Origin of the sequence: Brucella sp. IR068 (genome assembly GCF_049065885.1) — a bacterium.
Classification (GTDB): domain Bacteria; phylum Pseudomonadota; class Alphaproteobacteria; order Rhizobiales; family Rhizobiaceae; genus Brucella; species Brucella intermedia.
The window spans coordinates 290,097-315,997 of record NZ_JBAKHE010000005.1; the positions used below are offsets into that span (position 1 = coordinate 290,097).

The window sequence follows — 25,901 nt, forward strand, 5'->3', positions numbered from 1 at the left end:
TTTCATGAAGCGTTGGAAATGCTCTGTCTTTTGTTTTATCGCGCATCTCATCCGATCGAAGCTGGATCAGAAATCAGTCCAGTGGCTGATTTCCCTGCGTAGGCGGTTCCCACTTTTCGGGATGCGCTCTAGTTCCGATTAATGCTTCGGGTGCACGCATTCCTCGTGGTTTCCGAGAATCTCGATCACGCGGCACTGGTCGATGCGGCCATGCGCGGTGCATTCCAGCATGCGCTGCAATTCCGTCTTGAGCGAAAGCAGTTTTGCGATGCGATGCTCCACATCGCTCAGGCGCGCGCGTGCAATGGCGTCGGCTGCCGCGCATGACTGGTCGGGATTGTCCTGAAGATCGAGAAGCGTGCGGATCGCATCCACCTCGAACCCCAGATCGCGCGCATGGCGGATGAAGAGAAGCCGCTGGATGTCGCTCCGGTCATAGAGGCGGCGATTGCCGTCACTGCGCGGCGGGGAAGGCAGCAGGCCGATCTGCTCGTAATAACGGATGGTCGGCACTTTGACGCCGCTCGCCTTCGATGCTTCGCCGATGGGCATATTCGTGATCATTTTCCGCTTGCTCCTCTAGTCACTAGAGGATGTAGACCTTGCTCAAGACAATTCAAGAGCAGTCCTGAAAAGAGCAGATCATGAGTGAAACACTGAACCAGATTCGCTTTCGCATCGACGGTATGGATTGCGCGTCCTGCGCAGCCAAGATCGAAACTGCCGTGCGGCGCGTGCGCGGGATCAAGGATGTCTCCGTTTCGGTTGCGGGAGGCACGATGACCGTCAGCCATGATGGAACGGGCGATCTCGACAAGATTGCCGCCAAGGTTCGCAGCCTCGGATATGGCGCGGAGCTGGTCGCCTCGGAAAAAGCCCCGGCAAAGGACGAGCATTCGCACGATCATTCTCGCCATGACCATGACCATGACCACGGGGCGTGCGGCGGCAACCACGATCACCACGATCATGCGCATGATCACGGGCATGAGCACGATCATGACGGCCACAGCGAGATTGCGGCAACGCCGGACAGTCTGCGCTTTCGGGTCGATGGCATGGATTGCGCATCCTGCGCGGCCAAGATCGATACCGCCGTGCGCCGCCTGCCCGGCGTGACGGATGTGTCTGTCTCCGTGACCAATGGCGCGATGAACGTCAATCATGACGGGACGGCAAAGAGCGATGAAATCGCCGCCAGGGTGACGGCTCTGGGCTACAGGACCACGCTTGCCGACACCGCTGCCGCTGCCAGCGGCGGCAGGGCTGCGCCCAAGGCAAGCGCGCCTGCAAAACCGCTGCCGTGGTGGCGCTCGAAGAAAGGCCAGATGATGCTGGCCTGCGGCGGCGGGCTGGTCGCCGCCTATATAGCCGGGCATCTCTACCCGGCGATCGAGCTGTGGGCTTTCACCGCGGCGATGCTGATCGGTCTCGTGCCGATTGCCAGGCGCGCCTATATGGCGGCCATCAACGGTACGCCGTTTTCCATCGAGATGCTGATGACGATTGCCGCCATAGGCGCAATGTTCATTGGCGCGACCGAGGAAGCGGCAGCCGTCGTGTTTCTGTTCCTGGTCGGTGAGCTTCTGGAAGGGGTGGCCGCCGGAAAGGCGCGCGCCAGTATCCAGTCGCTCACCGCGCTGGTGCCGAAGACTGCGTTTCTCGAGAAAAACGGGACGACTTCGGAAGTTGCGGCTGACAGTCTCGCGGTTGGCGATGTGATTTCCGTGCGGCCCGGCGACCGCATGCCTGCCGATGGTGAAATCCTGACGGGTGAAAGCGCGGTCGATGAAGCGCCCGTCACCGGTGAAAGCACGCCGGTCGGGAAGGCTGAAGGCGACACGGTTTTTGCCGGCACGATCAATGGCGACGGCGTGCTGCGGGTCCGGGTCACGGCTGCCGCGCAGGATAACACCATCGCCCGCGTCGTGCGGCTGGTCGAGGAAGCGCAGGAAGCAAAGGCGCCGACCGAGCGTTTCATCAATCGTTTTTCGACCTATTACACGCCGGGCGTGGTCGTGGTGGCGGCGCTTGTCGCCATCCTGCCGCCGCTTCTTGCGGGCGGCGACTGGAACGAATGGATCTACAAGGGACTTGCGATCCTCCTGATCGGTTGCCCCTGCGCGCTGGTCATTTCCACGCCTGCGGCAATTGCAGCCGCGCTCTCGTCGGGCGCCCGGCGCGGTCTTCTGATGAAGGGCGGCGCGGTGCTGGAAACCATCGGCAAGATCACGGCGGCCTGCTTCGACAAGACCGGCACGCTGACCGAAGGCAAGCCGAAGGTGACCGATGTGCTGGCGGGCGACCTGCCCGAGGATGAAGTGCTGCGTCTTGCCGCGTCGCTGGATGCGGGCTCAAGCCATCCGCTGGCGCTGGCCATTGTCGGTGCCGCAGAACAGCGCGGCCTGAAACTTGCCCCCGTGGCGGGAGGAAAGGCCCATGGCGGCAAGGGCGTGTCGGGCATGGTGGGCGAGAAGGACCTGCTTCTGGGTTCGCGCCGCGCCGCCAATGATATTTCAGCCATTCCGGATGCGCTGGCGAACCGCATTGCCGCCTGCAACGACGAAGGCAAGACGGTTTCCGTGCTGGTTGCCAATGGCAGGATCGCCGGTGCGATCGCCATGCGCGACGAACCGCGCGCCGATGCCATTGCCGGCTTGCGGGAGTTGAAGGCGGCCAACATCCGCACCCTCATGCTGACCGGCGACAATCGCCGCACGGCGGAAGCCATCGGGCGCGATCTGGGGATCGAGGTGCGGGCCGAGCTTCTGCCGGAAGACAAGCAGCGCATCGTCGGCGAATTGCGCAAGGAAGGTCTGATCGTCGCCAAGATTGGCGACGGCATCAACGACGCGCCAGCGCTTGCCGCCGCCGATGTCGGCATCGCCATGGGCGGCGGCACCGATGTGGCGCTGGAAACGGCGGACGCCGCCGTCCTGCACGGCCGGGTTGGCGATGTGGAGGAAATGGTCGACCTTTCCAAGCGGACCATGCGCAATATCCATCAGAATATTGCCATAGCGCTTGGATTGAAGGCTGTCTTTCTGGTGACCACGGTGCTGGGCATCACCGGCCTCTGGCCCGCCATTCTGGCCGATACGGGCGCGACCGTTCTTGTGACGATCAACGCATTGCGGCTTTTGAGGCAACCTGTGCGGTAAAATAGAGCATTTCCAGCAAAAGTGCGAAGCCCGGGGGGAAATCAGTCCACTGGACTGATTTCTTATCCCGCTTCGATGCGTGGGATAATGCGATGAAGAAAATACTTAGAGCGGTTCCCACTGCTCTGTTTTTCCGTCCCTCATCCTGAGGAGCGGCCCGAGAATTCGAGGGCCGCGTCTCGAAGGGTCCATCTCCGATCTTTCGAGACGGTATCCTTCGCAAGCTCAAGATACCACCTCAAGATGAGGAAATTGGCAATCGCGGAAAACTTACTTGCCGATCAGGACGCGGATGCGCTCGCTATACTGCTTGCCGAAGGCGAGATGTTCGGGATTGATGTCCTTCAATTCGTCCACCAGCTGCGGCTCGCTCTCCGCATCAGCCGCCGCAAGGCTGCTCATCAGGGCGAAATAGCCCAGGATATAATCACTGGGCGTTATGTTCTGGGCCTTGAGCACTTCCACGACCTGCGGGCGGGATTCAACGCTCTTCACCATCTTGTCGAAAGAAGGCGTGGCGTCCTGTCCTTCCTCTTCCGTCGCCGAAAGTTCCATGCCGCCCAGCTGTTCCTGCACCTTTTCCATGCGCGAGAGGAAATCTTCGCTCAGCTTGAAATTATTGATCTCGGCAGGCGTCTGCTTCGGTGCGACGTCGAGCAGCAGGTCATCGGCAAACGTGACAGTCATCGAACCGGGCAGGGCGACAAGCGAGAGGCCGAGGAAAACGGCGCAGCCTGCAATCTTGAAACGGGATAACACCGTCATTCTTCTAACCTCGAACTGTGGAACGATTCGCGCTCAATACCATATGTCAGAACATATCCTTGCGCTTGCGGATTTCGGCAAACACGGCTTCGTCGGGCGCATCCTGCAAGCCGAGGCGGCTGCGAATGCCTGCATCGTGCCAGCGCAGGAAAGGGTTCGTCGCCATTTCAAGCGCGATGCTTGACGGCAATGTCATGCGATCGGCGGCACGCAGGCGCGCGATCTCTGCGGCACGCTCCTTGAGTGCGGAATTGGCCGGATCGATGGTCAGCGCAAAGCGGGCATTGCTTTCGGTATATTCATGGCCGCAATAGACCGCCGTGTCGCCCGGAAGCGCGATCAGCTTCTGCAGCGACTGGAACATGGTGAGCGGCGTTCCCTCGAAAAGCCGCCCACAACCGAGCGCGAACAGCGTGTCGCCCGTGAAGACGGCTTTCGCGTCGGGAATATAGTAGGAGATTTCGCCCGCCGTATGCCCCGGCGTCGCAATGGCCTTCACCCGGAAGAGCCCGAAGGTGAACTCGTCGCCATCCTTCACGGTCCGGTCGATGCCCGGAATCTTCGTTTCCTCGGCCTTGGGACCGATGATGCCGACCCCGTATTTCGCCTTCAGCGCTTCATTGCCTTCCACATGGTCGAGGTGGTGATGGGTGGTGAAGATGAAGTCGAGCGTCCAGCCGCGCCGTTTCAGCGCCGCCTCGACAGCCGCCGCGTCGGGCGCATCGATGGAAGCGGTGAGCGCGCTTTGCGGATCGTGGATGAGGACGCCGTAATTGTCGCTGCGGCAGATGAACTGTTCGATTTCAAGCCGTGGTGCGATGTCGTTCATGGTGTCCGTCCTCCCGTTACGACGCGGTCTTGTTGTCTTCCGTCAGTGAATGCTTCTGGATAAGCGGCATTTGTAAAAGCGTGAAGACAACGGTGATGGGCATAATGCCCCAGACCTTGAACGATACCCAGGCATCGGTCGAAAAATTCCGCCAGACAAGTTCGTTGACCACGGCGAGGAAGATGAAGAACAGGCCCCAGCGCAGCGTCAGTTTTCTCCAGCCCTCGGCATCGAGACGGAAGGCCGAATCGAAGACATAGCCGAGCAGGGATTTGCCGAAGAAAAGCCCGCCCAGCAGGATCGCGCCGAACAGCGTGTTGACGATGGTGGGCTTCATCTTGATGAAGGTGTCGTTGTGCAGCCAGAGCGTCAACGCGCCGAACACCAGCACGACAATGCCGGAGACGAGCGGCATGATGGGCAGCGTGCGCGTCATCGACCACGAAATGGCAAGCGCGATCACGGTTGCCGCCATGAAGAGGGCTGTCGCCAGAAAGATAGGCGCGCCGATGGACGCCAGCACCGGAAAGCGCTCGATGAGCATTTCACCGCGCGCATTGGCGAAGAAGAAGACCAGAAGCGGCCCCAGTTCCAGCGCCAGCTTCAGGAGCGGCGGGACTTCGCGGCGCTCGACTTCACTTTTCTGCGACGGGTCGCGCTCGAAAACGGGATGCTCCATCAGGCAACTCCTGCGATGGCGCGGGCAAAATCCTTGGCCGCAAAGGGTTCCAGATCGTCGACGCCTTCGCCGACGCCGATGAAATAGATCGGCAGTTTATGCTTGGCCGAAATGGCTACCAGAATGCCGCCGCGCGCGGTTCCGTCAAGCTTGGTCATGACGAGGCCGTTGACGCCCGCGATATTCTTGAAAATCTCGACCTGATTAAGCGCGTTCTGGCCGGTGGTGGCGTCGAGCGTCTGCAACACCGTATGCGGCGCTTCCGGGTCATGCTTGCCCAGAACGCGCACGATCTTGGCAAGCTCGTCCATCAGTTCGGCCTTGTTCTGCAAGCGTCCCGCCGTATCGATGATCAGCACATCGCTGCCCGCTTCCTTGGCCTTTTCCCATGCATCATAGGCAAGCCCCGCCGCGTCGGCGCCGAGCTTGGAGGAGACGACCGGCGAGCCGGTACGCTCGCCCCATATATGCAGTTGCTCGATCGCGGCTGCGCGGAACGTATCGCCTGCCGCGAGCATGACCTTGAGGCCGCCAGCGGTGAGCTTTGCCGCAAGCTTGCCGATGGTCGTCGTCTTGCCGGTGCCGTTGACGCCGACGACGAGGATCACATGCGGCTTGTGCGACAGGTCAAGTTCCAGCGGCTTTGCCACCGGGCCCAGAACCTTTTCGATTTCCGCGCCCATGATGGTGCGCACTTCCTCGCCCGTCACGTCCTTGCCGTAGCGCCCCGAGGCAAGCGCGTCGGTGACGCGCATGGCGGTTTCAAGCCCGAGATCGGCCTGGATCAGCACGTCTTCGAGATCCTGCAGCGTATCGTCATCGAGCTTGCGCTTGGTGAAAATGCCGCCGATGGATTCGCTGAGTGAATTCGATGAACGGAGCAGGCCGCGACGCAGCCGCTCGAACCAGGACAGCTTGGGTTCAGGCGCCGCCTCAACCGGCGCTTCTTCCTTGTGTTCCTCGACGGCCTTGGCGACCTTTACCTTCTTGGGCTTCGCCGCCTCCGGCTGAGCTGCGGGTTCGGCTGCTTCTTCCTTAACTACAGGGGCATCAGGAGCTTTTGCGACTTCGGGCTGCTCGGGTTCGGAGACCGGTTCCGGCCCAGGCTCAACAACAGGCTCAACAACCGGTTCTGGCGCAGGTGCCTCGACCGCGATGGGTTCCATCACCGGAGGCTGTTCGATCGGGATTTCGATCTCGGCGACCGGATGTTCCGCTTTCGCCTTTTCCTCCTCAACCGTTTCAGAGGCAGGCTCTTCCATCGGCTCTGGCTCGCGGGCGATCACCGGCATTTCCGGTTCGGAAATGACCACTTCGACGGCGGTGTCTTGCGTTTCTTCAGACGCTGCGGCGGTTTCAGGAAGTTCTGTTTCCAAAGCCGCTTCCACGGCATCGGGGGCCGGTTGTTCGACCGGTTTTTCCTCGACCTCCTTCTTGCCGAAGGAGAACATTTTCTTGATGAAACCCATTGCCATGAATTCTGATGCCCTTAAGCTTCAAGCCGCTTGCGGCTCTGCCTGACGGGTGAGGAGTTTTTCACCGTCATGGCCTGTCACGATACGTTCGATGATTTCGCCCGGTGCGCCGCCGTCAACCGATGCCAGCGTAAAGCCTTCGGTGCGCGCAATGCCTTCCTTCTCGACCAGAAGGCGCTGCATGGTGCCATTCAGCGCGCCGAGATGCTTTTCATAGGCACGGTCGCCTTCCGCGCGCAGGCGTGCCGCGCGTTCCTTGACGATTTCGCGCCGCACCTGCGGCATGCGGGCGGCAGGCGTGCCTTCGCGCGCGCTGTAGGGGAAGACGTGCAGGTGGGAGAGGCCGCATTCCTCGACGATTTTCAGCGAGTTCTGGAACATCTCCTCGGTTTCGGTCGGGAAACCGGCGATGATGTCAGCGCCGAAGACGATATCGGGACGAAGCCCGCGCACTGTTTCGCAAAAGCGGATCGAATCGTCGCGCAAGTGGCGGCGCTTCATGCGCTTCAGGATCATGTCGTCGCCCGCCTGCAGCGACAGGTGCAGATGCGGCATCAGCCGCTTTTCATTGGCAATCGCATCCATCAGATCGTCATCCGCCTCGATGGAATCGATGGAGGAAAGACGCAGGCGCTGCAAATCCGGCACCTGATTGAGAACAGTCTTCACCAATTTGCCGAGGCGCAGATTGCCGGGAAGATCGGGACCGTAGGAGGTCATGTCCACGCCGGTCAGCACCACTTCGGCATAGCCATTGCCGACGAGACGCCTGACCTGGTCCACCACCGCACCCATCGGAACCGAGCGGGAATTGCCGCGGCCATAGGGAATAATGCAGAAGGTGCAGCGATGGTCGCAGCCGTTCTGCACCTGCACGAAGGCGCGCGCGCGGCCCTCGATGGCATCGACCATATGGCTTGCGGTTTCGCGCACTTCCATGATGTCGTTGACGCGTACTTTCTCGAACTGGTTGACGCCGAAATCCGGCAGCATCCGGTAGGAGTTGGATTTGAGCTTTTCCTCATTGCCGAGAATGAGGTCCACTTCATCCATGGCGGCGAAATTGTCCGCTTCGGTCTGCGCAGCGCAGCCGGTGACGATGATGCGCGCTTCCGGGTTTTCACGGCGTGCCTTGCGGATCGCCTGACGCGCCTGACGCACGGCTTCCGCCGTCACGGCGCAGGTATTGAAGATGATCGCCCCGTCCTTCAACTCGCCCAGTCCGGCGGCGTCGGCTTCGCGCTTCATCACCTCCGATTCATAGGTGTTGAGGCGGCATCCGAATGTGACGACTTCCACCGACATCAGGCTGCACCCCTGTCAGATGGCTTGTGAGACTGGGCGTCGCAGCTCCATTCACCGGTTGCCGGATCGAAAGTGCCGGAAAACTCCCATTCGGCCGGCCCGGTCATGATGACGTGATCGTCGTCACGCCATTCGATCAGGAGAGGACCGCCCGGAACATTGACGGTGACAGTTCGCCCCGTGCGGCGCGTGCGCGCTGCGGAGACGGCTGCGGCGCAGGCGGCGGAACCGCAGGCGCGGGTGAGGCCCGCGCCACGCTCCCATGTGCGCAGGTTCATCGTCTCGGGCGACGTGACCTCGGCAATGGAGATATTGGCGCGTTCCGGGAAGATCGGATGATGTTCCAGAAGCGGTCCGAACTTTTCCAGCTCATAGGACCAGACATCGCGGTCGACCCAGAATATGGCGTGCGGATTGCCCATGGATGCAACCGACGGCGAGTGCAGCACCGGCGCGTCGATGGGGCCGACCTGCAGTTCGATCATGCGCGTATCGCGAAACTCTTCGGCAAGCGGAATGTCCTGCCAGTCGAAGCGCGGCTTGCCCATGTCCACCGAAATCAGGCCATCTTCGTGTTCTGTTGCGGTCAGAATTCCGGCGCGGGTCTCGAAGGTAAAGGCCTGCCTGCCGGTTTCGGCGGCCAGCGCCTGCACCACGCAGCGCGTGCCATTGCCGCATGCCTGGGCTTGTGTGCCGTCGCAATTGATGATCGCGATATAGTTGTCGGTTCCCGCTGTACGTGGATCATGGATCGCCATGATCTGATCGAAGGCGGTCTCGCTGTCGCTTGCAAGACGGATCGCGGCTTCAGGCGTGATCCGGTCCGCGCGGCCGCGCATGTCGGCAACGATGATCTGATTGCCGAGCCCGTTCATCTTGGCGAAGGCTGCCCTGGTGGCCATAACTATCGTGGTTCCGTTTTCCTGCGGCTTATGCTCATGAAGCCTATGGGACAATTAGGGTCTATATGGCGGAAAAGCCCGCAAATTGCCAGTACCCGGATGAGATTGGGAAAAGTTGCGGCCCGGAGGTTTCTGCAGAACAGCCCCCAATATCGGAGAAACTGTGGCCTTCCTGTCCCAGTTTCAGGATTATCATGCGGTTTCAAGCGATCTTGAAGGGTTTGGAGGGGAAAAATGACAGTATTCGGTGTTGCTTTTTTAACCATATAGCCATTTTATCGGTCCAATATTGTCACATTGCAGGGCTTCGGTAGGAAGCCCGGGGCATCCCCACCCCTGATGAGAAATGCGGAAATGGAGAACCAGATGGGAATTTCGAAAGCAAGTCTGCTCAGCCTCGCGGCGGCTGGCATTGTCCTGGCCGGGTGCCAGAGCTCCCGGTTCGGCAATCTCGATACGGTTTCGCCACCGCCGCCGCCACCACCCGTAGCCGCCGCTCCGGCTGGCACGGTGCAGAAGGGCAATCTTTCTTCTCCCAATGCTTCGCAGTTCCCGACGGCTCCGACCACGAACCCGAACGCGCAGCCCGGCACGCAGGTTGCAAGCCTGCCGCCGGCTTCCGCGCCCGATCTGACGCCCGGCTCCGTCGCCGGTGTGTGGAACGCATCGCTTGGCGGCCAGAGCTGCAAGATCGCGACGCCGCAGACCAAATATGGCCAGGGCTTCCGCGCCGGTCCGCTGCGCTGCCCCGGTGAACTCGGCAATCTCGCTTCCTGGGCCGTCAACGGCAAGCAGCTCGTTCTCTATGATGTGAATGGCGGCACCGTCGCCTCGCTCTATTCCTCGGGGGCGAGCCGCTTCGACGGACAGACCTCGGGCGGTCAGGCCGTATCGCTCTCGCGCTAAGACATTCTTTCGTTTGGAGCGCATTTCGATCTGATTGAACCAGGTCGGCGCCCAATTGTTTGTTTTGCCGCGCATCTTGCCCGAAAACCGCTTCGCAAGTTTCGGGATGCGCTCTGGAGACAGGCGGATCATCGCAAGATGGTCCGCCGTTTTTGCAATTGAAAGGTTGAACGGAAGCAATCATGTCTTTCGACGGTAATCTGAAAGCCTTCCCCTCCGTCCGCGAACATTACGATGCGATGGTCGCGGCAGGCGATGTGGACGCCGATCCCGCTCAACTCGAACTTACCGTCCGTTACGACCGGCTGATCGAGGAAATCTGCACTCGGCGCCTGTCACGCAAGTCGAGCGCGCTCGGCTGGCTGTTCGGCAAGCGCAAGGAGGCGACGAGCGTCATCAAGGGGCTTTACGTGCACGGCGAGGTTGGGCGCGGCAAGACCATGCTGATGGACATGTTCTTTTCGCTTCTGCCGGTCGAACGCAAGCGCCGCGCGCATTTCAACGATTTCATGGCCGATGTGCATGAGCGCATCTATGCGCACCGCCAGGCGCTGAAGCGCGGCGAGACCAAGCAGGACGATCCGATACCGCCGGTGGCGGACGCGCTCAGCCAACAGGCCTGGGTGCTTTGCTTCGATGAATTCACCGTGACCGACATCGCCGATGCGATGATCCTGTCGCGCCTGTTCAGCGCGCTCTTCGCCCGTGGCGTGGTGCTGGTGGCGACATCCAACGTCGCGCCGGACAATCTTTACCGCGACGGCCTGAACCGGCAGCTCTTCCTGCCCTTCATCGATATTCTCAAGAGCCATGTCGATGTGATCAATCTGGATTCCCGCACCGATTACCGCCTTGAAAAGCTGGACCGCCAGCCGGTCTATCTGTCGCCGCTCGGTGCTGAGACCACCAGGCGCATGGATGCGGCCTGGGCGGCGCAAAAGAATGGCGCGCACGAAAAGCCGGACGTCATCCGCATCAAGGGGCGCGACATCGAGATCGCCCGTTCCGTGCATGGCGCGGCGCGCTTCACTTTCGATGCGCTCTGCACGAAGCCGCTCGGCGCCTCGGACTATATCGCCATCGTCAAGCATTATCCGACGCTGTTCATCGAGGATGTGCCGGTGCTGGACTATGCGCGCCGCAACGAGGCGAAGCGCTTCATCCTGCTGATAGACGTGCTTTACGATCATCATGCGCGGGTGTTCATTTCCGCCGAAGCGCAGCCGGAAAAGCTCTATCTTGCCAGCAAGGGCACGGAGGCCTTCGAGTTCGACCGAACCGCTTCCCGCCTCTTCGAGATGCAGAGCGCGGAATATCTGGCCGAGCCCCCCGGCAAGGCCGGTTGAGGCCTTCCGCGTCCCTCCTCGTCAGGCGGCCCATCATCAGACTGCCACAGACTGGACTTATAAGCCGGGTGGGCTATGTTGCTCACGCAATTCATGCGGAGGCGGGGCGCGTTTGCGCGGCACTTCCGATACGGCGCCTGTCTGGAATCCGGAACCGGTTTCGGACGGGTGTGCGACGCTGTTGGAATTGGCAGCTTGCCGGTCGCTCCCTCGCCGCTTCGTCGGGGATGGTCTGCGACGGCGGGAAGGGTGTTTTTGCCTTGATATTGACAAATTATCTTACGTTTACGTAAGAACCAATAAATCTAACCGATTGAAAACATTGGTCGCAAAATAATGAGTTGAGTTTATCGCCAAAGAGTCCTATCTCGCAGTTCCAACGCTTGAGCGTTTCCGGGGAGGATTCCGGATGGCTTGATGCGTTTCTGGATCAAAAGTGAGGAAAGAAACAATCATGGCACGCAACAAGATTGCCCTCATCGGCTCCGGCATGATCGGCGGCACGCTCGCTCATCTGGCCGGTCTGAAGGAACTCGGCGACGTCGTCCTTTTCGACATTGCGGAAGGCATCCCGCAGGGTAAGGGACTGGACATTGCCGAATCTTCGCCCGTTGACGGTTTTGATGCGAAGTACACCGGCGCCAACGACTACGCTGCAATCGAAGGCGCAGACGTTGTCATCGTGACCGCAGGCGTGCCGCGCAAGCCGGGCATGAGCCGCGACGACCTTCTGGGCATCAACCTCAAGGTGATGGAGCAGGTTGGCGCGGGCATCAAGAAATATGCCCCTGAAGCTTTCGTCATCTGCATCACCAACCCGCTCGACGCCATGGTCTGGGCGCTGCAGAAGTTCTCCGGTCTTCCGGCGCACAAGGTTGTCGGCATGGCCGGCGTTCTCGACAGCGCCCGCTTCCGTTATTTCCTCTCGGAAGAATTCAACGTCTCGGTTGAAGACGTCACGGCATTCGTGCTGGGCGGCCACGGCGACAGCATGGTTCCGCTCGCCCGTTACTCGACCGTTGCCGGCATCCCGCTGCCAGACCTCGTCAAGATGGGCTGGACCAGCCAGGACAAGCTCGACAAGATCATCCAGCGCACCCGTGACGGCGGCGCGGAAATCGTCGGCCTGCTCAAGACCGGTTCGGCTTTCTACGCTCCGGCCTCGTCGGCCATCCAGATGGCTGAATCCTACCTCAAGGACAAGAAGCGCGTCCTGCCGGTCGCTGCCCAGCTTTCCGGCCAGTATGGCGTCAAGGACATGTATGTCGGCGTGCCGACCGTGATCGGCGCCAATGGCGTCGAGCGCATCATCGAAATCGATCTCGACAAGGACGAGAAGGCGCAGTTCGACAAGTCGGTGGCTTCCGTCGCCGGTCTTTGCGAAGCCTGCATCGCCATCGCTCCGTCGCTGAAGTAAATTCCAGACAAGGCCGGATTGCCGCTTGCCTGCGGCTCCGGCCTTTTCCGGCTGTCAATCCGTACCGGTTCCGTTCAATCCCAATATGCAACGGACCGGGAATCCGCAGAGGACAACCAGATGAATATTCACGAATACCAGGCCAAGCGCCTGCTTCACACCTACGGCGCGCCGATCGCCAATGGTGTGGCTGTCTATTCCGTCGAACAGGCGGAAGAATGGGCAAAGACGCTTCCCGGACCGCTTTATGTCGTCAAGAGCCAGATCCATGCTGGCGGACGCGGCAAGGGCAAGTTCAAGGAACTGCCAGCCGATGCAAAGGGCGGCGTGCGCCTCGCCAAGTCTGTCGAGGAAGTGGTTGCCAATGCGAAGGAAATGCTCGGCAACACGCTCGTCACCAAGCAGACCGGCCCTGCCGGCAAGCAGGTCAACCGTCTCTACATCGAAGACGGCGCCGACATTGATCGCGAGCTTTATCTCTCGATCCTGATCGACCGCACCGTTGGTCGTCCGGCTTTCGTCGTTTCGACCGAAGGCGGCATGGACATCGAAGCCGTTGCCGAGGAAACCCCTGAAAAGATCGTCACCGTCGCCATCGACCCTGCCAAGGGCGTGACGGATGAGGACGCCAACAAGCTCGCCGATGCGCTGAAGCTTGAAGGTCAGGCTCGCGAAGACGGCGTCAAGCTGTTCCCGATCCTCTACAAGGCCTTCACCGAGAAGGACATGAGCCTTCTGGAAATCAATCCGCTGATCGTCATGACCGATGGCCGCGTGCGCGTTCTCGACGCCAAGGTGTCGTTCGACGGCAACGCCCTGTTCCGTCATCCCGACATTCAGGAACTGCGCGATCTGTCGGAAGAAGACGAAAAAGAAATCGAAGCTTCCAAGTACGACCTCGCCTATGTCGCGCTCGATGGCAATATCGGCTGCATGGTCAACGGCGCAGGCCTTGCCATGGCAACGATGGACATCATCAAGCTCTACGGCGCAGAACCTGCCAACTTCCTCGACGTTGGCGGTGGCGCTTCCAAGGAGAAGGTGACGGCGGCGTTCAAGATCATCACCGCCGATCCGGCTGTCCAGGGCATTCTGGTCAACATCTTTGGCGGCATCATGAAGTGCGACGTCATCGCTGAAGGCGTGATCGCCGCGGTCAAGGAAGTCGGCCTCAAGGTTCCGCTGGTTGTCCGTCTCGAAGGCACCAATGTCGAACTCGGCAAGAAGATCATCAACGAGAGCGGCCTGAACGTCATTTCGGCCGACGATCTCGACGATGCGGCGCAGAAGATCGTCGCTGCAGTGAAGGGGAATTAAGGCATGTCCATTCTCGTCAACAAGGACACCAAGGTTCTCGTGCAGGGCCTGACCGGCAAGACCGGCACCTTCCACACCGAACAGGCGCTTGCCTATTACGGCACGCAGATGGTCGGTGGCATCCATCCGAAGAAGGGTGGCGAAACCTGGGAAGGCGCCAAGGGCGAAAAGCTGCCGATCTTCGCAACCGTTGCCGAAGCCAAGGAACGCACCGGTGCCGACGCATCCGTGATCTATGTTCCGCCAGCAGGCGCAGCAGACGCGATCATCGAAGCCATCGAAGCTGAAATCCCGTTCATCGTCTGCATCACCGAAGGCATTCCGGTCATGGACATGGTTCGCGTCAAGGAGCGTCTGGAACGCTCGAAGTCGCGCCTGCTCGGACCGAACTGCCCGGGCATCCTGACCCCAGAAGAATGCAAGATCGGCATCATGCCGGGCAATATCTTCAAGAAGGGTTCGGTGGGCGTTGTTTCCCGCTCCGGAACGCTTACCTATGAAGCAGTGTTCCAGACCTCCAACGAAGGCCTCGGCCAGACGACCGCTGTCGGTATCGGCGGCGATCCGGTCAAGGGCACCGAGTTCATCGACGTGCTGGAAATGTTCCTGGCCGACGACGAAACCAAGTCGATCGTCATGATCGGTGAAATCGGCGGTTCGGCTGAAGAAGATGCGGCGCAGTTCCTCAAGGACGAAGCCAAGCGCGGCCGCAAGAAGCCGATGGTCGGCTTCATCGCTGGCCGTACGGCTCCTGCCGGACGCACCATGGGCCATGCTGGCGCCGTGATCTCCGGCGGCAAGGGCGGCGCGGAAGACAAGATTGCCGCCATGGAATCGGCTGGCATTCGCGTGTCGCCGTCGCCGGCGCAGCTCGGCAAGACGCTGGTCGAAGTCCTCAAGGGCTGAGATCGCGTAACGATCTGAATATCCCGGCTGCGGCGAAAGCCGCTGCCGGGTTTGGCATAAGAGCGGGTCATGTGATCCGGTTAGAGGGACGGATATCCGTTCCGACGCGTAGAGTTTAGTCATGCCGGGGTCTGTAGCGGTTCCTCCCCGGCGGCGTGAGGGATGAAGTTTCAAACTTCCGGCCCGCGCAAGATGAGCCACTGACAAGGAGACGGAGCGCTGCTCCGGATAGGCTATGGCAAGGCAAGAACAAGCCAACGACGTTTTCGCCCTTACCTCATTCCTCTATGGCGGCAATGCCGACTATATCGAGGAGCTGTACGCCAAATATGAGGACGATCCGAATTCGGTCGATCCGCAGTGGCGCGATTTCTTCGCGAAGCTGGGCGATAATGCCGACGATGTGAAAAAGAACGCTGAAGGCGCGTCCTGGACCAGGAAGAACTGGCCGATTGCAGCCAATGGCGAACTGATTTCCGCGCTCGATGGCAACTGGGCCGAAGTCGAGAAGCACGTCACCGACAAGCTGAAGGGCAAGGCGGCAAAGGGCGAAGCGAAGGGCGCGACCGGCGCAGCGCTGACCAGCGAAGAGATCACGCAGGCTGCACGCGACAGCGTTCGCGCCATCATGATGATCCGCGCCTATCGCATGCGCGGCCATCTGCACGCCAATCTCGATCCGCTCGGTCTCTCCGAAAAGCCGAACGATTACAACGAGCTGGAACCGGAAAACTACGGTTTCACGCCTGCCGACTACAACCGCAAGATCTTTATCGACAACGTGCTCGGCCTCGAATATGCGACCGTGCCGGAAATGCTCGACATCCTGAAGCGCACCTATTGCGGCACGATCGGCGTCGAATTCATGCATATCTCCGATCCGGCTGAAAAGGCCTGGATTCAGGAACGCATCGAAGGCCCGGACAAAAAGGTTGCTTTCACGCCGGAAGGCAAGAAGGCCATCCTGTCGAAGCTTATCGAAGCGGAAGGCTTCGAGCAGTTCATCGACGTCAAGTACAAGGGCACCAAGCGTTTCGGCCTCGATGGCGGTGAATCGCTGATCCCCGCGCTGGAACAGATCGTCAAGCGCGGCGGCGCCATGGGCGTCAAGGAAATCATCTTCGGCATGGCCCACCGTGGCCGTTTGAACGTGCTCAGCCAGGTCATGGGCAAGCCGCATCGCGCCATCTTCCACGAGTTCAAGGGCGGCTCCTACGCGCCGGACGACGTGGAAGGTTCGGGCGACGTGAAGTACCATCTGGGCGCTTCGTCGGACCGTGAGTTCGACGGCAACAAGGTTCACCTGTCGCTGACCGCCAACCCGTCGCACCTTGAAATCGTCAACCCGGTCGTCATGGGCAAGGCCCGCGCCAAGCAGGACCTGCTGGCCGGTCGCACCCGCGACGACATGGTTCCGCTTGCAACTCGCGCCAAGGTTCTGCCGCTGCTGCTGCACGGTGATGCCGCCTTTGCCGGTCAGGGCGTCGTGGCCGAGTGCCTCGGCCTTTCGGGCCTGAAGGGCCACCGCGTTGCCGGTACGGTCCATTTCATCATCAACAACCAGATCGGTTTCACCACCAATCCGGCCTTCTCGCGTTCGTCGCCTTATCCGTCGGATGTGGCGAAGATGATCGAAGCGCCGATCTTCCACGTCAATGGCGACGATCCGGAAGCCGTGGTGTTTGCAGCCAAGGTTGCGACCGAATTCCGCATGACCTTCCACAAGCCGGTGGTCATCGACATGTTCTGCTATCGCCGCTTCGGTCACAACGAAGGCGACGAGCCGTCCTTCACCCAGCCGCTGATGTACAAGGCGATCCGCGGGCACAAGACCACGGTTCAGCTCTACAGCGAAAAGCTGATCGCCGAAGGCCTGATCAAGCAGGAAGAAATCGACCAGATGAAAGCGCAGTGGCGCGAAAATCTGGAAGCCGAATTCGAAGCCGGACAGAGCTACAAGCCGAACAAGGCCGACTGGCTGGACGGCGCATGGGCTGGTCTGCGTACTGCCGACAACGCCGACGAACAGCGCCGCGGCAAGACCGCCGTGCCGATGAAGACGCTCAAGGAAATCGGCAAGAAGCTGGTTGAAGTGCCGAAGTACTTCCACGTCCACCGCACGATCCAGCGCTTCCTCGACAACCGCGCCAAGATGATGGAAACGGGCGAGGGGATCGACTGGGCGACGGCGGAATCGCTGGCGTTCGGTTCGCTGGTTGCCGAAGGCAGCCCGATCCGCCTGTCGGGTCAGGACGTCGAGCGCGGCACCTTCTCGCAGCGCCATACGGTTCTCTACGATCAGGAAACCCAGAACCGCTACATCCCGCTCAACAATATCCAGAAGGGTCAGGCGATCTACGAGGCCATCAATTCGATGCTCTCCGAAGAAGCGGTGCTCGGCTACGAATACGGTTATTCGCTGTCCGATCCGCGCGCTCTGGTCCTGTGGGAAGCCCAGTTCGGCGACTTCGCCAATGGTGCACAGGTCGTGTTCGACCAGTTCATCTCGTCGGGCGAACGCAAGTGGCTGCGCATGTCCGGCCTCGTCTGCCTCCTGCCGCACGGCTATGAAGGCCAGGGTCCGGAACACTCTTCCGCTCGTCTGGAACGCTATCTCCAGCTCTGCGCCGAAGACAACATGCAGGTGGCGAACGTCACGACGCCGGCCAACTACTTCCACATCCTGCGCCGCCAGATGAAGCGCGACTTCCGCAAGCCGCTCATCATGATGACGCCGAAGTCGCTGCTGCGCCACAAGCGCGCCGTTTCGACGCTGGCCGAAATGTCGGGCGAATCCTCGTTCCACCGCCTGCTGTGGGACGATGCGCAGTACAACAAGGACGAAGGCATCAAGCTCCAGAAGGATGCAAAGATCCGTCGCGTCGTTCTCTGCTCGGGCAAGGTCTATTACGACCTTTACGAAGAGCGCGAAAAGCGCGGCATCGACGACGTCTACCTGCTGCGCGTGGAACAGCTCTATCCGTTCCCGGCCAAGGCGCTCATCAACGAGCTGTCGCGGTTCCGTCAGGCGGAAATGGTCTGGTGCCAGGAAGAGCCGAAGAACATGGGTGCATGGTCGTTCATCGACCCGTATCTGGAATGGGTGCTCGCTCATATCGACGCCAAGCATCAGCGCGTGCGCTATGCGGGCCGTCCGGCCGCAGCATCGCCTGCAACGGGCCTGATGTCGAAGCATCTTGCACAGCTTGCCGCTTTCCTTGAGGATGCGCTCGGCTGAGCGCCGACCGGCAATTCACATCGAACGAACTTTAAAGACTGAAGATCAACGGAAGAAGAAACCATGGCTACCGAAATTCGCGTTCCCACGCTTGGGGAGTCCGTTACCGAGGCAACCATCGGAAAGTGGTTCAAGAAGGTTGGCGATGCCGTCGCTATCGACGAACCGCTGGTGGAACTGGAAACCGACAAGGTGACAGTGGAAGTTCCGGCTGCTGCTGCTGGCGTGCTGGCCGAGATCGTGGCCAAGGAAGGCGACACGGTCGAAGTCAATGCGCTTCTCGGCCAGATTTCCGGTGACGGCGCTGCCGCCGCTGCGGCCCCGGCTGCGAAGAAGGAAGAAGCCAAGCCTGCCGCTGCCGCTCCTGCTGCTGCGGCGCCAGCCGCTTCCGCCTCGTCCGGCCCGGCCATGCAGCCTGCTCCGGCAGCCTCCAAGCTGCTTGCTGAAAACAACCTTTCCGCCGATCAGGTGGAAGGTTCGGGCAAGCGCGGCCAGGTGCTGAAGGGCGATGTGCTTGACGCTATTGCAAAAGGTGTTTCGGCTGCTCCTGCCGCCGCCGCACCGGCTGCTGCCCGCCCGGCGTCGCCAGCTGACGACGCATCGCGCGAAGAACGCGTGAAGATGACCCGCCTGCGCCAGACGATCGCCAAGCGTCTGAAGGATGCTCAGAACACTGCCGCCATGCTGACGACCTACAACGAAGTCGACATGTCAGCGGTGATGGAACTGCGCACCAAGTACAAGGACATCTTCGAAAAGAAGCATGGCGTGAAGCTTGGCTTCATGGGCTTCTTTACCAAGGCCGTGACGCATGCGCTGAAGGAAATCCCGGCGGTCAACGCCGAGATCGACGGCACCGACATCATCTACAAGAACTTCGCCCATGTCGGCATGGCCGTCGGCACGGACAAGGGTCTCGTGGTTCCGGTCATCCGTGACGCCGACAGCATGTCGATCGCGGAAATCGAAAAGGAACTGGGACGTCTGGCCAAGGCGGCTCGCGACGGTTCGCTGTCCATGGCCGACATGCAGGGCGGCACGTTCACCATCACCAATGGCGGCGTGTACGGTTCGCTGATGTCCTCGCCGATCCTGAACGCTCCGCAGTCGGGCATTCTCGGCATGCACAAGATCCAGGACCGTCCTGTTGTCGTCGGCGGCCAGATCGTGATCCGCCCGATGATGTATCTGGCGCTTTCCTACGATCACCGCATCGTGGACGGCAAGGAAGCTGTGACCTTCCTCGTGCGCGTCAAGGAAAGCCTGGAAGATCCGGAACGTCTGGTTCTCGATCTCTAAGGAAGAACGATGGAGCCGGGCCTCTTCTCCGCATCCCCGTTCCTGCCGCTGATCGGCGGGAGCGTCGTCCTGCTGGTGGTTCATATCCTCCTGCAGGGCTTTGCGGCAACGAAGGAACTCGGCTCCCGGTGGAATGCCGGTCCGCGCGACGAGGGGCTGAAACCCTCCGGCAAGTTTGCCGGTCGCGCGGAACGGGCCTCCGCCAATTTCCGCGAGACCTATCCGGCCTTCATCGGTCTGGCGCTGGCGCTCGTGCTGAAAGGCGACCCGTCCGGGTGGGGTATCCTCGGGGCGTGGCTCTGGTTGCTGGGCCGCATCGTCTATATCCCGCTTTATCTGGCGGGCATTCCCTATTTCCGTTCCTTCGTCTGGCTCATCAGCCTGATGGGGCTCGGTATCATGCTTCTGGCTTTGGTTCTGTGATGACAGCCTGCACGTGAAACACGCGCAACGAAGGAAACACGATGCATCCCTATCTTTTCGAACTTGCATCCCTGATGGCGATCTTCGTCTTCGCCATCGTTTCCCCCGGCGCTGATCTTGCGATGGTCATCCGGCAATCGCTGCTGCATGGCCGCCGTGAAGCGATCATCACGAGCTTCGGTATCGGTACCGCCCTGATGATGCATGTCACCTATACGGTGCTCGGGCTCGGGCTCATCATTTCCAAGTCGATCTACCTGTTCAACATCGTCAAATGGTGCGGCGTGGCCTATCTGGTCTATATCGGCATCAAGGCGCTGCGAGCTGGCACGACGAAGATCGACGTGGAGGCTTCGCCAAAGGAGCCGCGCAAGCAGCAGAGCTTCGCCAGGGCCTTCGGCCTCGGCTTTGCCGCCAATGCGCTGAACCCCAAGGCAGTGTTCTTCTTTTTGTCGATTTTCTCCACGGTCGTTCATGCCCATACGCCGACGGAGGTGAAGCTCGGTTATGGCGTCGTGATGGCGACCGCGCTGATCTCCTGGTTCGTCGGCGTCAGCCTTTTCATGACGACACCGAAGATGCGCGCGGCCTTCTCGCGCGCCTCGAAGTGGATCGATCGCGCCAGCGGAGTTGTGTTCATCGCGTTGGGGCTTAAACTTGCCACCGAAAAGGCTATGTAATCCTTATCTTCGCAAGCCGAGGATTCGCTGCCGGAAAAGCTCAGCCGGAACACCCAGGGAGAACCGACAGATGCATATTGCACACAAGCTTTTCAGGACCACCGCCTTTGCCGCGCTCGCGCTTTCGGTGTTCTCCACCGCCGTTCAGGCGGCTTGTACGCAGAACCGCGCGATTTATCGCGATCGCGACGATGCCTACACGCTGACCTTCCGTCCGGAGCAGCCGAATGATCTGAAAATGACACCGGCGCCGACCAATGAATTCACCATCACGGCCAACGACAAGCCGGAGTTCAAGCTGAGCGGCATGGTGATCTGGCCGGAGGAGGGCGTGGCGCGCCCCTATGCCTTGCTGACCTTCAACTGCAAGGGCGATGGTTCCAATCCGGAAGACCTCGACGATTGCAGCATCTGGCAGAGCGTCATCTATGCCTTGAAGGAAGGCGCGGAAGCCGAGGTGCTGCCCAAGGCGGAAGAACCGGCGGCGCAGGCGATCCTGCTGCCCGATCTGGTGACGGCGCTCGACGGTTATGATTTTGGAGCGGCAAAACCCGAAAAGCCGCTGCAGTGGGAAGTGTTCCGCTTTCAGGGATGCACGCCCGACCAGGAATGACCGGCTCCTGAAAAATGCCGGTTGCATGTGAATAATAGCGGATGAAGGGCATCGCCGGATGAACCGGGTCGCCCGAAAGCGTTCAGGACAGACTGAAGAAGGATAGTTCAATGTCATACGATGTGGTTGTCATCGGTACGGGCCCCGGCGGTTATGTCGCCGCGATCAAGGCTGCACAGCTTGGTCTTTCCGTTGCTGTTGTGGAGAAGCGCAAGACCTTCGGTGGCACCTGCCTGAATATCGGCTGCATTCCCTCCAAGGCGCTGCTGCATGCATCGGAAGTTTTTGCCGAAGCCGGTCATTCCTTCGATACGCTCGGCGTGGAAGTGACGCCGAAGCTCAATCTGGGCAAGATGCTGGCGCACAAGGATGCGACCGTGAAGTCCAACGTCACCGGCGTTGAATTCCTGTTCAAGAAGAACAAGATCACGTCCTTCATCGGCACCGGCAAGATCGTAGCCAAGGGCAAGGTTTCCGTGACCGCCGAAGACGGCAAGGTCGAGGAAATCGAAGCAAAGAACATCATCATCGCCACCGGCTCCGACGTCGCCGGCATTCCCGGCGTCAAGGTCGATATTGACGAGAAAGTCATCGTTTCCTCGACCGGCGCGCTTTCCTTCGACAAGGTTCCGGGCAGCCTGATCGTCGTCGGCGGCGGCGTGATCGGCCTCGAACTTGGCTCCGTCTGGGCGCGTCTCGGCGCCAAGGTAACGGTCGTGGAATATCTCGACAAGGTGCTCGGGCCCATGGACGGCGAAGTGTCGAAGCAGTTCCAGCGTCTCCTCGAAAAGCAGGGCATTGCCTTCAAGCTCGGCGCCAAGGTGACCGGCGTGGAGAAGGCAGGTAAGGGCGCGAAAGTGACCGTTGAACCGGTAAAGGGTGGCGCGGCTGAAACGCTTGAAGCCGATGCCGTTCTGATTGCGACCGGCCGCCGTCCTTACACGGACGGTCTCGGCCTGCAGGAAGCTGGCGTGAATGTCGATGATCGCGGCCGCGTTGCCATCGACGGTCACTGGCGTACCAATGTCGAAGGCATCTATGCCATTGGCGACGTGGTGCAGGGTCCGATGCTGGCGCACAAGGCCGAAGACGAAGGCATTGCGGTTGCCGAAATCATTGCCGGTCAGGCCGGTCACGTGAATTTCGATGTCATTCCGAGCGTCGTTTACACGCAGCCGGAAGTGGCTTCCGTCGGCAAGACCGAAGAAGAGCTAAAAGCTGCCGGTATCGAATACAAGATCGGCAAGTTCCCGTTCACGGCCAATGGTCGCGCACGCGCCATGCTGCACACGGACGGGTTCGTGAAGATCCTCGCCGACAAGGCGACGGACCGCGTCCTGGGCGCTCATATCCTCGGCTACAATGCCGGCGAAATGATCCACGAACTGGCTGTTCTGATGGAGTTCGGCGGATCGTCGGAAGACCTGGCCCGCACCTGCCACGCGCATCCGACTATGTCGGAAGCCGTGCGCGAATCCGCCCTGGCGACCTTCGCCAAGCCGATCCATATGTGATCGGCCATTATATGGAACTGCAAAAGGCCCGCAGATGCGGGCCTTTTTTCGATGTCTAGAGCATTTCCGACGATTCTGTCAGAACAGGAACCGCTCTAGTTTTGCGCTGGCGGGCTGGCCGGGGGAGCCGGAGCAGGTGTTGCAGGCTCGCTCTGCGTCGCAGGGGGAGGCGAAGGTGGAGCGGCTGTGTCTGTCCCGCTGCCGTTGCGGTAAAAGAAATAAGCCAGGATGATTATCGCCGCCAGCAGCACCGCGCCAAGCAGATAGCCGCTTCCGCCGCGCGCGGGCGGTGGCGGCGGCATCCCGGATGGGTCGAAAGCCTGGGGTCGGTTGTCGTGCGCGGGTCGTTGTTCCGCGGGTCATTGTTTCGCGGGTCGAGGGGGTCAACCATATCGGGTCCTCCAATGGTCCCTTCCGCCATCGAAACGACAGTCGGGAAGTGACAGTTGGCCGGGCATTGCGTGTGGTCCTCGGGCAATCGATGTTCCGACCGCCTCGAATGCGTGCCGTCATGCGCTGCAATAACAAACCCGGTGTATATCAATGCGAAAAAGAGCGGATAGTTCCAGAAGCGCTAATATGCGTACGAGCCAGTACGAATAGACGTGCGGAGCGGGGCGGCGGCGCTGGTGTTAACGCAAGAGAAACTGCGCATCATTTATGTATATCCAATCACGGATGCGATCTGCTGATCGAAAATATGATCGATCAACTGGCTATCCGGGCTTTATCACTGTAAAGCACTGATAAGGCAGGATCGTTACAAGCGATCAGAGACGACGCCGAAATTTTGAGGAATGACATTATGCCGTCGAAAGAAAACCTGAAAACCATTGAACGCTTCGAGAAACTTTCGTCGCTTCTGCGCGATGAACAGTTCAAGCTTCTGGATGAGGCGGCTCGGGAAGAAGCGCTTCCGGGAAAATCCATATTGAGACAGATTGCCGAACTCGAACTCAATATAACCGCCATCGAGAACAGCATCACGGACCTGAAAGCCGGCTAGAGCATTTCCTGCAACACCGGAAATGCTCTATCGACGATTATAGCGGAACCACCCGATAACCCTTTGCACGCAGCAATTCGATTACCCCATCCGCGCCCGGCAGATGCAGCGCGCCAACGGCAATAAAGGCATTTCCCTTGTCGATGATCGGGACGGCGCGATCAGCCATGACGTGATTGCGGTCCGAAATGAGATATTTTAGAAATAAATCATAGTCCTCGTCGGAAAGGTTGTCGGGAACAATCTTCCGGAGCGTCGGCATGATCATCCCGATCTCGCCCTTGAGATAAAGTGCAGTCATTGTCTCCATGGCATTCTCGATCCCGTCACCATAATCGATGGTAGCCACAAGGCTGCGGACATGGAAATCGAGCGGCATCCGGCTCATCGCCAGGAGCTGTTCTTCCGCACTTTCAAGGCCCTGAACATCGCGGCCCTCGGCCTGCGCGTCGAGAGCAAGCTTTTCATCGAGCGATTTCTCGCCCTCGCTTTTGCGCTGTCTCTCGCATTTGGGAAACGTCAGCAGGCTGGATAGGACCCAGGGTTTCATTGTGGCGACCGCGTCGAGAATGATGCCGCGTTCTGCAAGCTTCCGTTCGATCTCGTCACGCTGCTCTGCGGGAAGATGGGATTTGAGCGTGGTGCCATCGGTGAAGAGCAGCAGGTCGGGATGTTCGAGCCTGACACGCAGGAAAAACTTCGGGTCCAGCATATCCGTCGTTTCCACGACAACCGTGTTCGCCGATCGATAGGCCGTGTCGGTCGCTTTCGGCAATGTCATGACGCGGGGATCGGAAAAATGTATCGTGCCGAAGAGATAGGATGGCTCGATGCCCTCTTTCTCGATTTTCCAGAGGAGCCCCGTGCGATTGGGAACCTTATCGGCTTCGCGCTGCAATTCCTGCCAGCTAACCGGGTCTTTCGCCTCAAGTCCTTCCATGAGGTTGACGCCGTGTGGGGTACAGGTAGCCGCGGCAGGGGCATTGTCGGCGCGAGCGGCGATGGAGCCTGCAAGACAGGCAAGGAGAAGGGTCAGAAACAGCTTTTTCATGAGGGCAATATAGAGCCGGTTTTCACGGATGCCAGACCAATATCAAGCGCGCGGGTGCGCCTTGTCGTAAACTTCCAGCAATCGCTCTGTATCCACGCCGGTATAGACCTGTGTCGTGGAAAGGCTGGCGTGGCCAAGCAGTTCCTGAATGGTGCGCAGATCGCCGCCGCGTCCCAGAAGGTGCGTTGCAAAGGAATGGCGCAGCGCATGCGGCGTCGCGCTGTCCGGCAGGCCAAGGCCAGCGCGCAGTTTCTGCATTTCACGCTGGATGATCGCCGCATGAAGAATGCCGCCCTTGGCGCCGCGAAACAGCGGTTTGTCGGCCGAAAGATCGAATGGGCAAAGCGTCCGATACTGCGCTACAGCGCGATGCACCACCGGCAGCAACGGCACGAGGCGGGCTTTGTTGCCCTTGCCGGTAATGGTGATGGAAAGGGCGGTGCTGTCGGATAATGCGTCACCCGTCAGGCCGAGCGCCTCGGAGATGCGCAGGCCGCAACCATAGAGCAAGGTCAGAACGGCGGCGTTGCGCGCGGCAATCCATGGCTCCTCCGCCAGTTGCCCGTCGGCGGCAACCACGCGGCGGGCATCTTCGGCGGTCAGTGGCTTGGGCAGTGATTTCGGCTGTCGCGGCGCGCGCATCGCGCTCGCGCCTGCGGCATTGGCAAGACCGCGTTTTTCCAGATGACGCAGCAGCGAGCGCACGCCCGCAAGTCCGCGCCCCAGCGTTCGCGCGCCGACGCCTTCGTTGCGGCGGCTGGCCAGGAACGAGCGCAGATCGGCGATCCGCAGATTGCCGACATCCTTCAGCGACGGCGGTTCGCCCAGATGGCCGGTCAGGAAATTGAGAAACTGGCGCGTATCGCGCTCATAGGCATCAAGCGTATTTTCCGACAGGCGCCGCGCATCTTTCAGCGTCTTCAGCCATTCTTCCCTGGCGGCTGCGAGGTCGGCGCGGGCAGGGATCAGAAATTCGCTGTTCGTCGTCATAATCGGGCCGATCGTTCACTCTGGATTCGCAAGGCAGTCTGCCAGCGATAGGTTACCGGCTGGTTTTCGTGGGTTGAAG

General features: G+C 60.2%; 22 protein-coding genes. 13 read left to right on the forward strand and 9 right to left on the reverse strand.

Annotation, left to right across the window (positions count from 1 at the left end; genetic code table 11):
* Positions 1-138 precede the first annotated feature (138 nt).
* On the reverse strand, positions 139-561 hold the full coding sequence (locus tag ACOWVS_RS11110; protein WP_170873258.1) for a MerR family transcriptional regulator: 423 nt from the start codon (positions 559-561) through the stop codon (positions 139-141).
* Between the two features lie 83 nt (positions 562-644).
* Here ACOWVS_RS11110 and ACOWVS_RS11115 point away from each other — a divergent pair, with 83 nt between their 5' ends.
* Complete coding sequence (locus ACOWVS_RS11115) at positions 645-3,161, forward strand: heavy metal translocating P-type ATPase (RefSeq protein WP_075041807.1); 2,517 nt, start codon at positions 645-647, stop codon at positions 3,159-3,161.
* A gap of 270 nt (positions 3,162-3,431) precedes the next feature.
* Here the strand turns inward: ACOWVS_RS11115 and ACOWVS_RS11120 are convergent, their stop codons facing one another.
* From ACOWVS_RS11120 to dapF, 6 genes are read right to left on the reverse strand one after another with little or no spacing between them, the layout of a single operon-like run.
* Positions 3,432-3,926 carry a hypothetical protein gene (locus ACOWVS_RS11120; protein WP_075041806.1) on the reverse strand — a complete coding sequence of 165 codons (495 nt, stop codon included), beginning with the start codon at positions 3,924-3,926 and terminating at the stop codon, positions 3,432-3,434.
* 46 nt (positions 3,927-3,972) lie between these two features.
* On the reverse strand, positions 3,973-4,755 hold the full coding sequence (gene gloB, locus ACOWVS_RS11125) for a hydroxyacylglutathione hydrolase (protein WP_025089914.1): 783 nt from the start codon (positions 4,753-4,755) through the stop codon (positions 3,973-3,975).
* A 16-nt stretch (positions 4,756-4,771) separates the two neighbouring features.
* Positions 4,772-5,434, reverse strand: a complete 663-nt coding sequence (locus ACOWVS_RS11130; RefSeq protein WP_006470971.1) for a septation protein A — start codon at positions 5,432-5,434, stop codon at positions 4,772-4,774.
* Positions 5,434-6,909 (reverse strand): signal recognition particle-docking protein FtsY, encoded by a 1,476-nt coding sequence (gene ftsY, locus ACOWVS_RS11135; RefSeq protein WP_075041805.1) that lies wholly within the window; start codon positions 6,907-6,909, stop codon positions 5,434-5,436. The genes ACOWVS_RS11130 and ftsY overlap by 1 nt, the downstream gene beginning before the upstream one ends.
* 21 nt (positions 6,910-6,930) lie before the next feature.
* Complete coding sequence (gene mtaB / locus ACOWVS_RS11140; protein ID WP_063619773.1) at positions 6,931-8,214, reverse strand: tRNA (N(6)-L-threonylcarbamoyladenosine(37)-C(2))-methylthiotransferase MtaB; 1,284 nt, start codon at positions 8,212-8,214, stop codon at positions 6,931-6,933.
* A complete protein-coding gene (gene dapF, locus ACOWVS_RS11145) occupies positions 8,214-9,116 on the reverse strand; it encodes a diaminopimelate epimerase (protein WP_063619772.1) in 903 nt (300 codons plus the stop codon). Before dapF ends, mtaB begins: the two co-directional genes overlap by 1 nt.
* A 366-nt stretch (positions 9,117-9,482) precedes the next feature.
* Here dapF and ACOWVS_RS11150 point away from each other — a divergent pair, with 366 nt between their 5' ends.
* The 12 genes from ACOWVS_RS11150 to ACOWVS_RS11205 all read left to right on the forward strand — a co-directional run bounded on the left by ACOWVS_RS11150 (position 9,483) and on the right by ACOWVS_RS11205 (position 23,781).
* Positions 9,483-10,022 (forward strand): protease inhibitor Inh/omp19 family protein, encoded by a 540-nt coding sequence (locus tag ACOWVS_RS11150; RefSeq protein WP_063619771.1) that lies wholly within the window; start codon positions 9,483-9,485, stop codon positions 10,020-10,022.
* Between the two features lie 182 nt (positions 10,023-10,204).
* Positions 10,205-11,368: a cell division protein ZapE gene (gene zapE / locus ACOWVS_RS11155; RefSeq protein ID WP_063619770.1), complete on the forward strand. Its 1,164-nt coding sequence runs from the start codon at positions 10,205-10,207 to the stop codon at positions 11,366-11,368.
* A 454-nt stretch (positions 11,369-11,822) separates the two neighbouring features.
* Positions 11,823-12,785: a malate dehydrogenase gene (gene mdh / locus ACOWVS_RS11160; RefSeq protein ID WP_006470965.1), complete on the forward strand. Its 963-nt coding sequence runs from the start codon at positions 11,823-11,825 to the stop codon at positions 12,783-12,785.
* A gap of 120 nt (positions 12,786-12,905) precedes the next feature.
* Entirely contained in the window at positions 12,906-14,102 is a 1,197-nt protein-coding gene (sucC, locus tag ACOWVS_RS11165) for an ADP-forming succinate--CoA ligase subunit beta (RefSeq protein ID WP_006470964.1), read from the forward strand.
* Between the two features lie 3 nt (positions 14,103-14,105).
* Entirely contained in the window at positions 14,106-15,008 is a 903-nt protein-coding gene (gene sucD / locus ACOWVS_RS11170; RefSeq protein WP_006467990.1) for a succinate--CoA ligase subunit alpha, read from the forward strand.
* A gap of 235 nt (positions 15,009-15,243) precedes the next feature.
* Entirely contained in the window at positions 15,244-18,246 is a 3,003-nt protein-coding gene (locus tag ACOWVS_RS11175) for a 2-oxoglutarate dehydrogenase E1 component (RefSeq protein WP_075041804.1), read from the forward strand.
* 63 nt (positions 18,247-18,309) lie between these two features.
* Entirely contained in the window at positions 18,310-19,545 is a 1,236-nt protein-coding gene (gene odhB, locus ACOWVS_RS11180) for a 2-oxoglutarate dehydrogenase complex dihydrolipoyllysine-residue succinyltransferase (protein WP_063619769.1), read from the forward strand.
* A 9-nt stretch (positions 19,546-19,554) separates the two neighbouring features.
* Complete coding sequence (locus ACOWVS_RS11185) at positions 19,555-19,968, forward strand: MAPEG family protein (RefSeq protein ID WP_063619768.1); 414 nt, start codon at positions 19,555-19,557, stop codon at positions 19,966-19,968.
* 41 nt (positions 19,969-20,009) lie between these two features.
* Positions 20,010-20,648, forward strand: a complete 639-nt coding sequence (locus ACOWVS_RS11190) for a LysE family translocator (protein ID WP_063619767.1) — start codon at positions 20,010-20,012, stop codon at positions 20,646-20,648.
* A 70-nt stretch (positions 20,649-20,718) separates the two neighbouring features.
* The gene (locus ACOWVS_RS11195) at positions 20,719-21,261 is read left to right on the forward strand and encodes a hypothetical protein (protein ID WP_063619766.1); all 543 of its coding nucleotides are present in this window, start codon (positions 20,719-20,721) and stop codon (positions 21,259-21,261) included.
* A 110-nt stretch (positions 21,262-21,371) separates the two neighbouring features.
* Positions 21,372-22,775: a dihydrolipoyl dehydrogenase gene (lpdA, locus tag ACOWVS_RS11200; RefSeq protein WP_075041803.1), complete on the forward strand. Its 1,404-nt coding sequence runs from the start codon at positions 21,372-21,374 to the stop codon at positions 22,773-22,775.
* 805 nt (positions 22,776-23,580) lie between these two features.
* Entirely contained in the window at positions 23,581-23,781 is a 201-nt protein-coding gene (locus tag ACOWVS_RS11205) for a hypothetical protein (RefSeq protein WP_006470960.1), read from the forward strand.
* Positions 23,782-23,818: 37 nt separating this feature from the next.
* Here ACOWVS_RS11205 and ACOWVS_RS11210 read toward each other — a convergent pair whose 3' ends face one another.
* Both ACOWVS_RS11210 and ACOWVS_RS11215 read right to left on the reverse strand, forming a co-directional pair.
* The gene (locus ACOWVS_RS11210; RefSeq protein WP_063619764.1) at positions 23,819-24,832 is read right to left on the reverse strand and encodes a TraB/GumN family protein; all 1,014 of its coding nucleotides are present in this window, start codon (positions 24,830-24,832) and stop codon (positions 23,819-23,821) included.
* 42 nt (positions 24,833-24,874) lie between these two features.
* Positions 24,875-25,822, reverse strand: coding sequence for a tyrosine recombinase XerC (locus ACOWVS_RS11215; protein ID WP_006467980.1), 948 nt, complete (start codon positions 25,820-25,822; stop codon positions 24,875-24,877).
* Positions 25,823-25,901 lie beyond the last annotated feature (79 nt).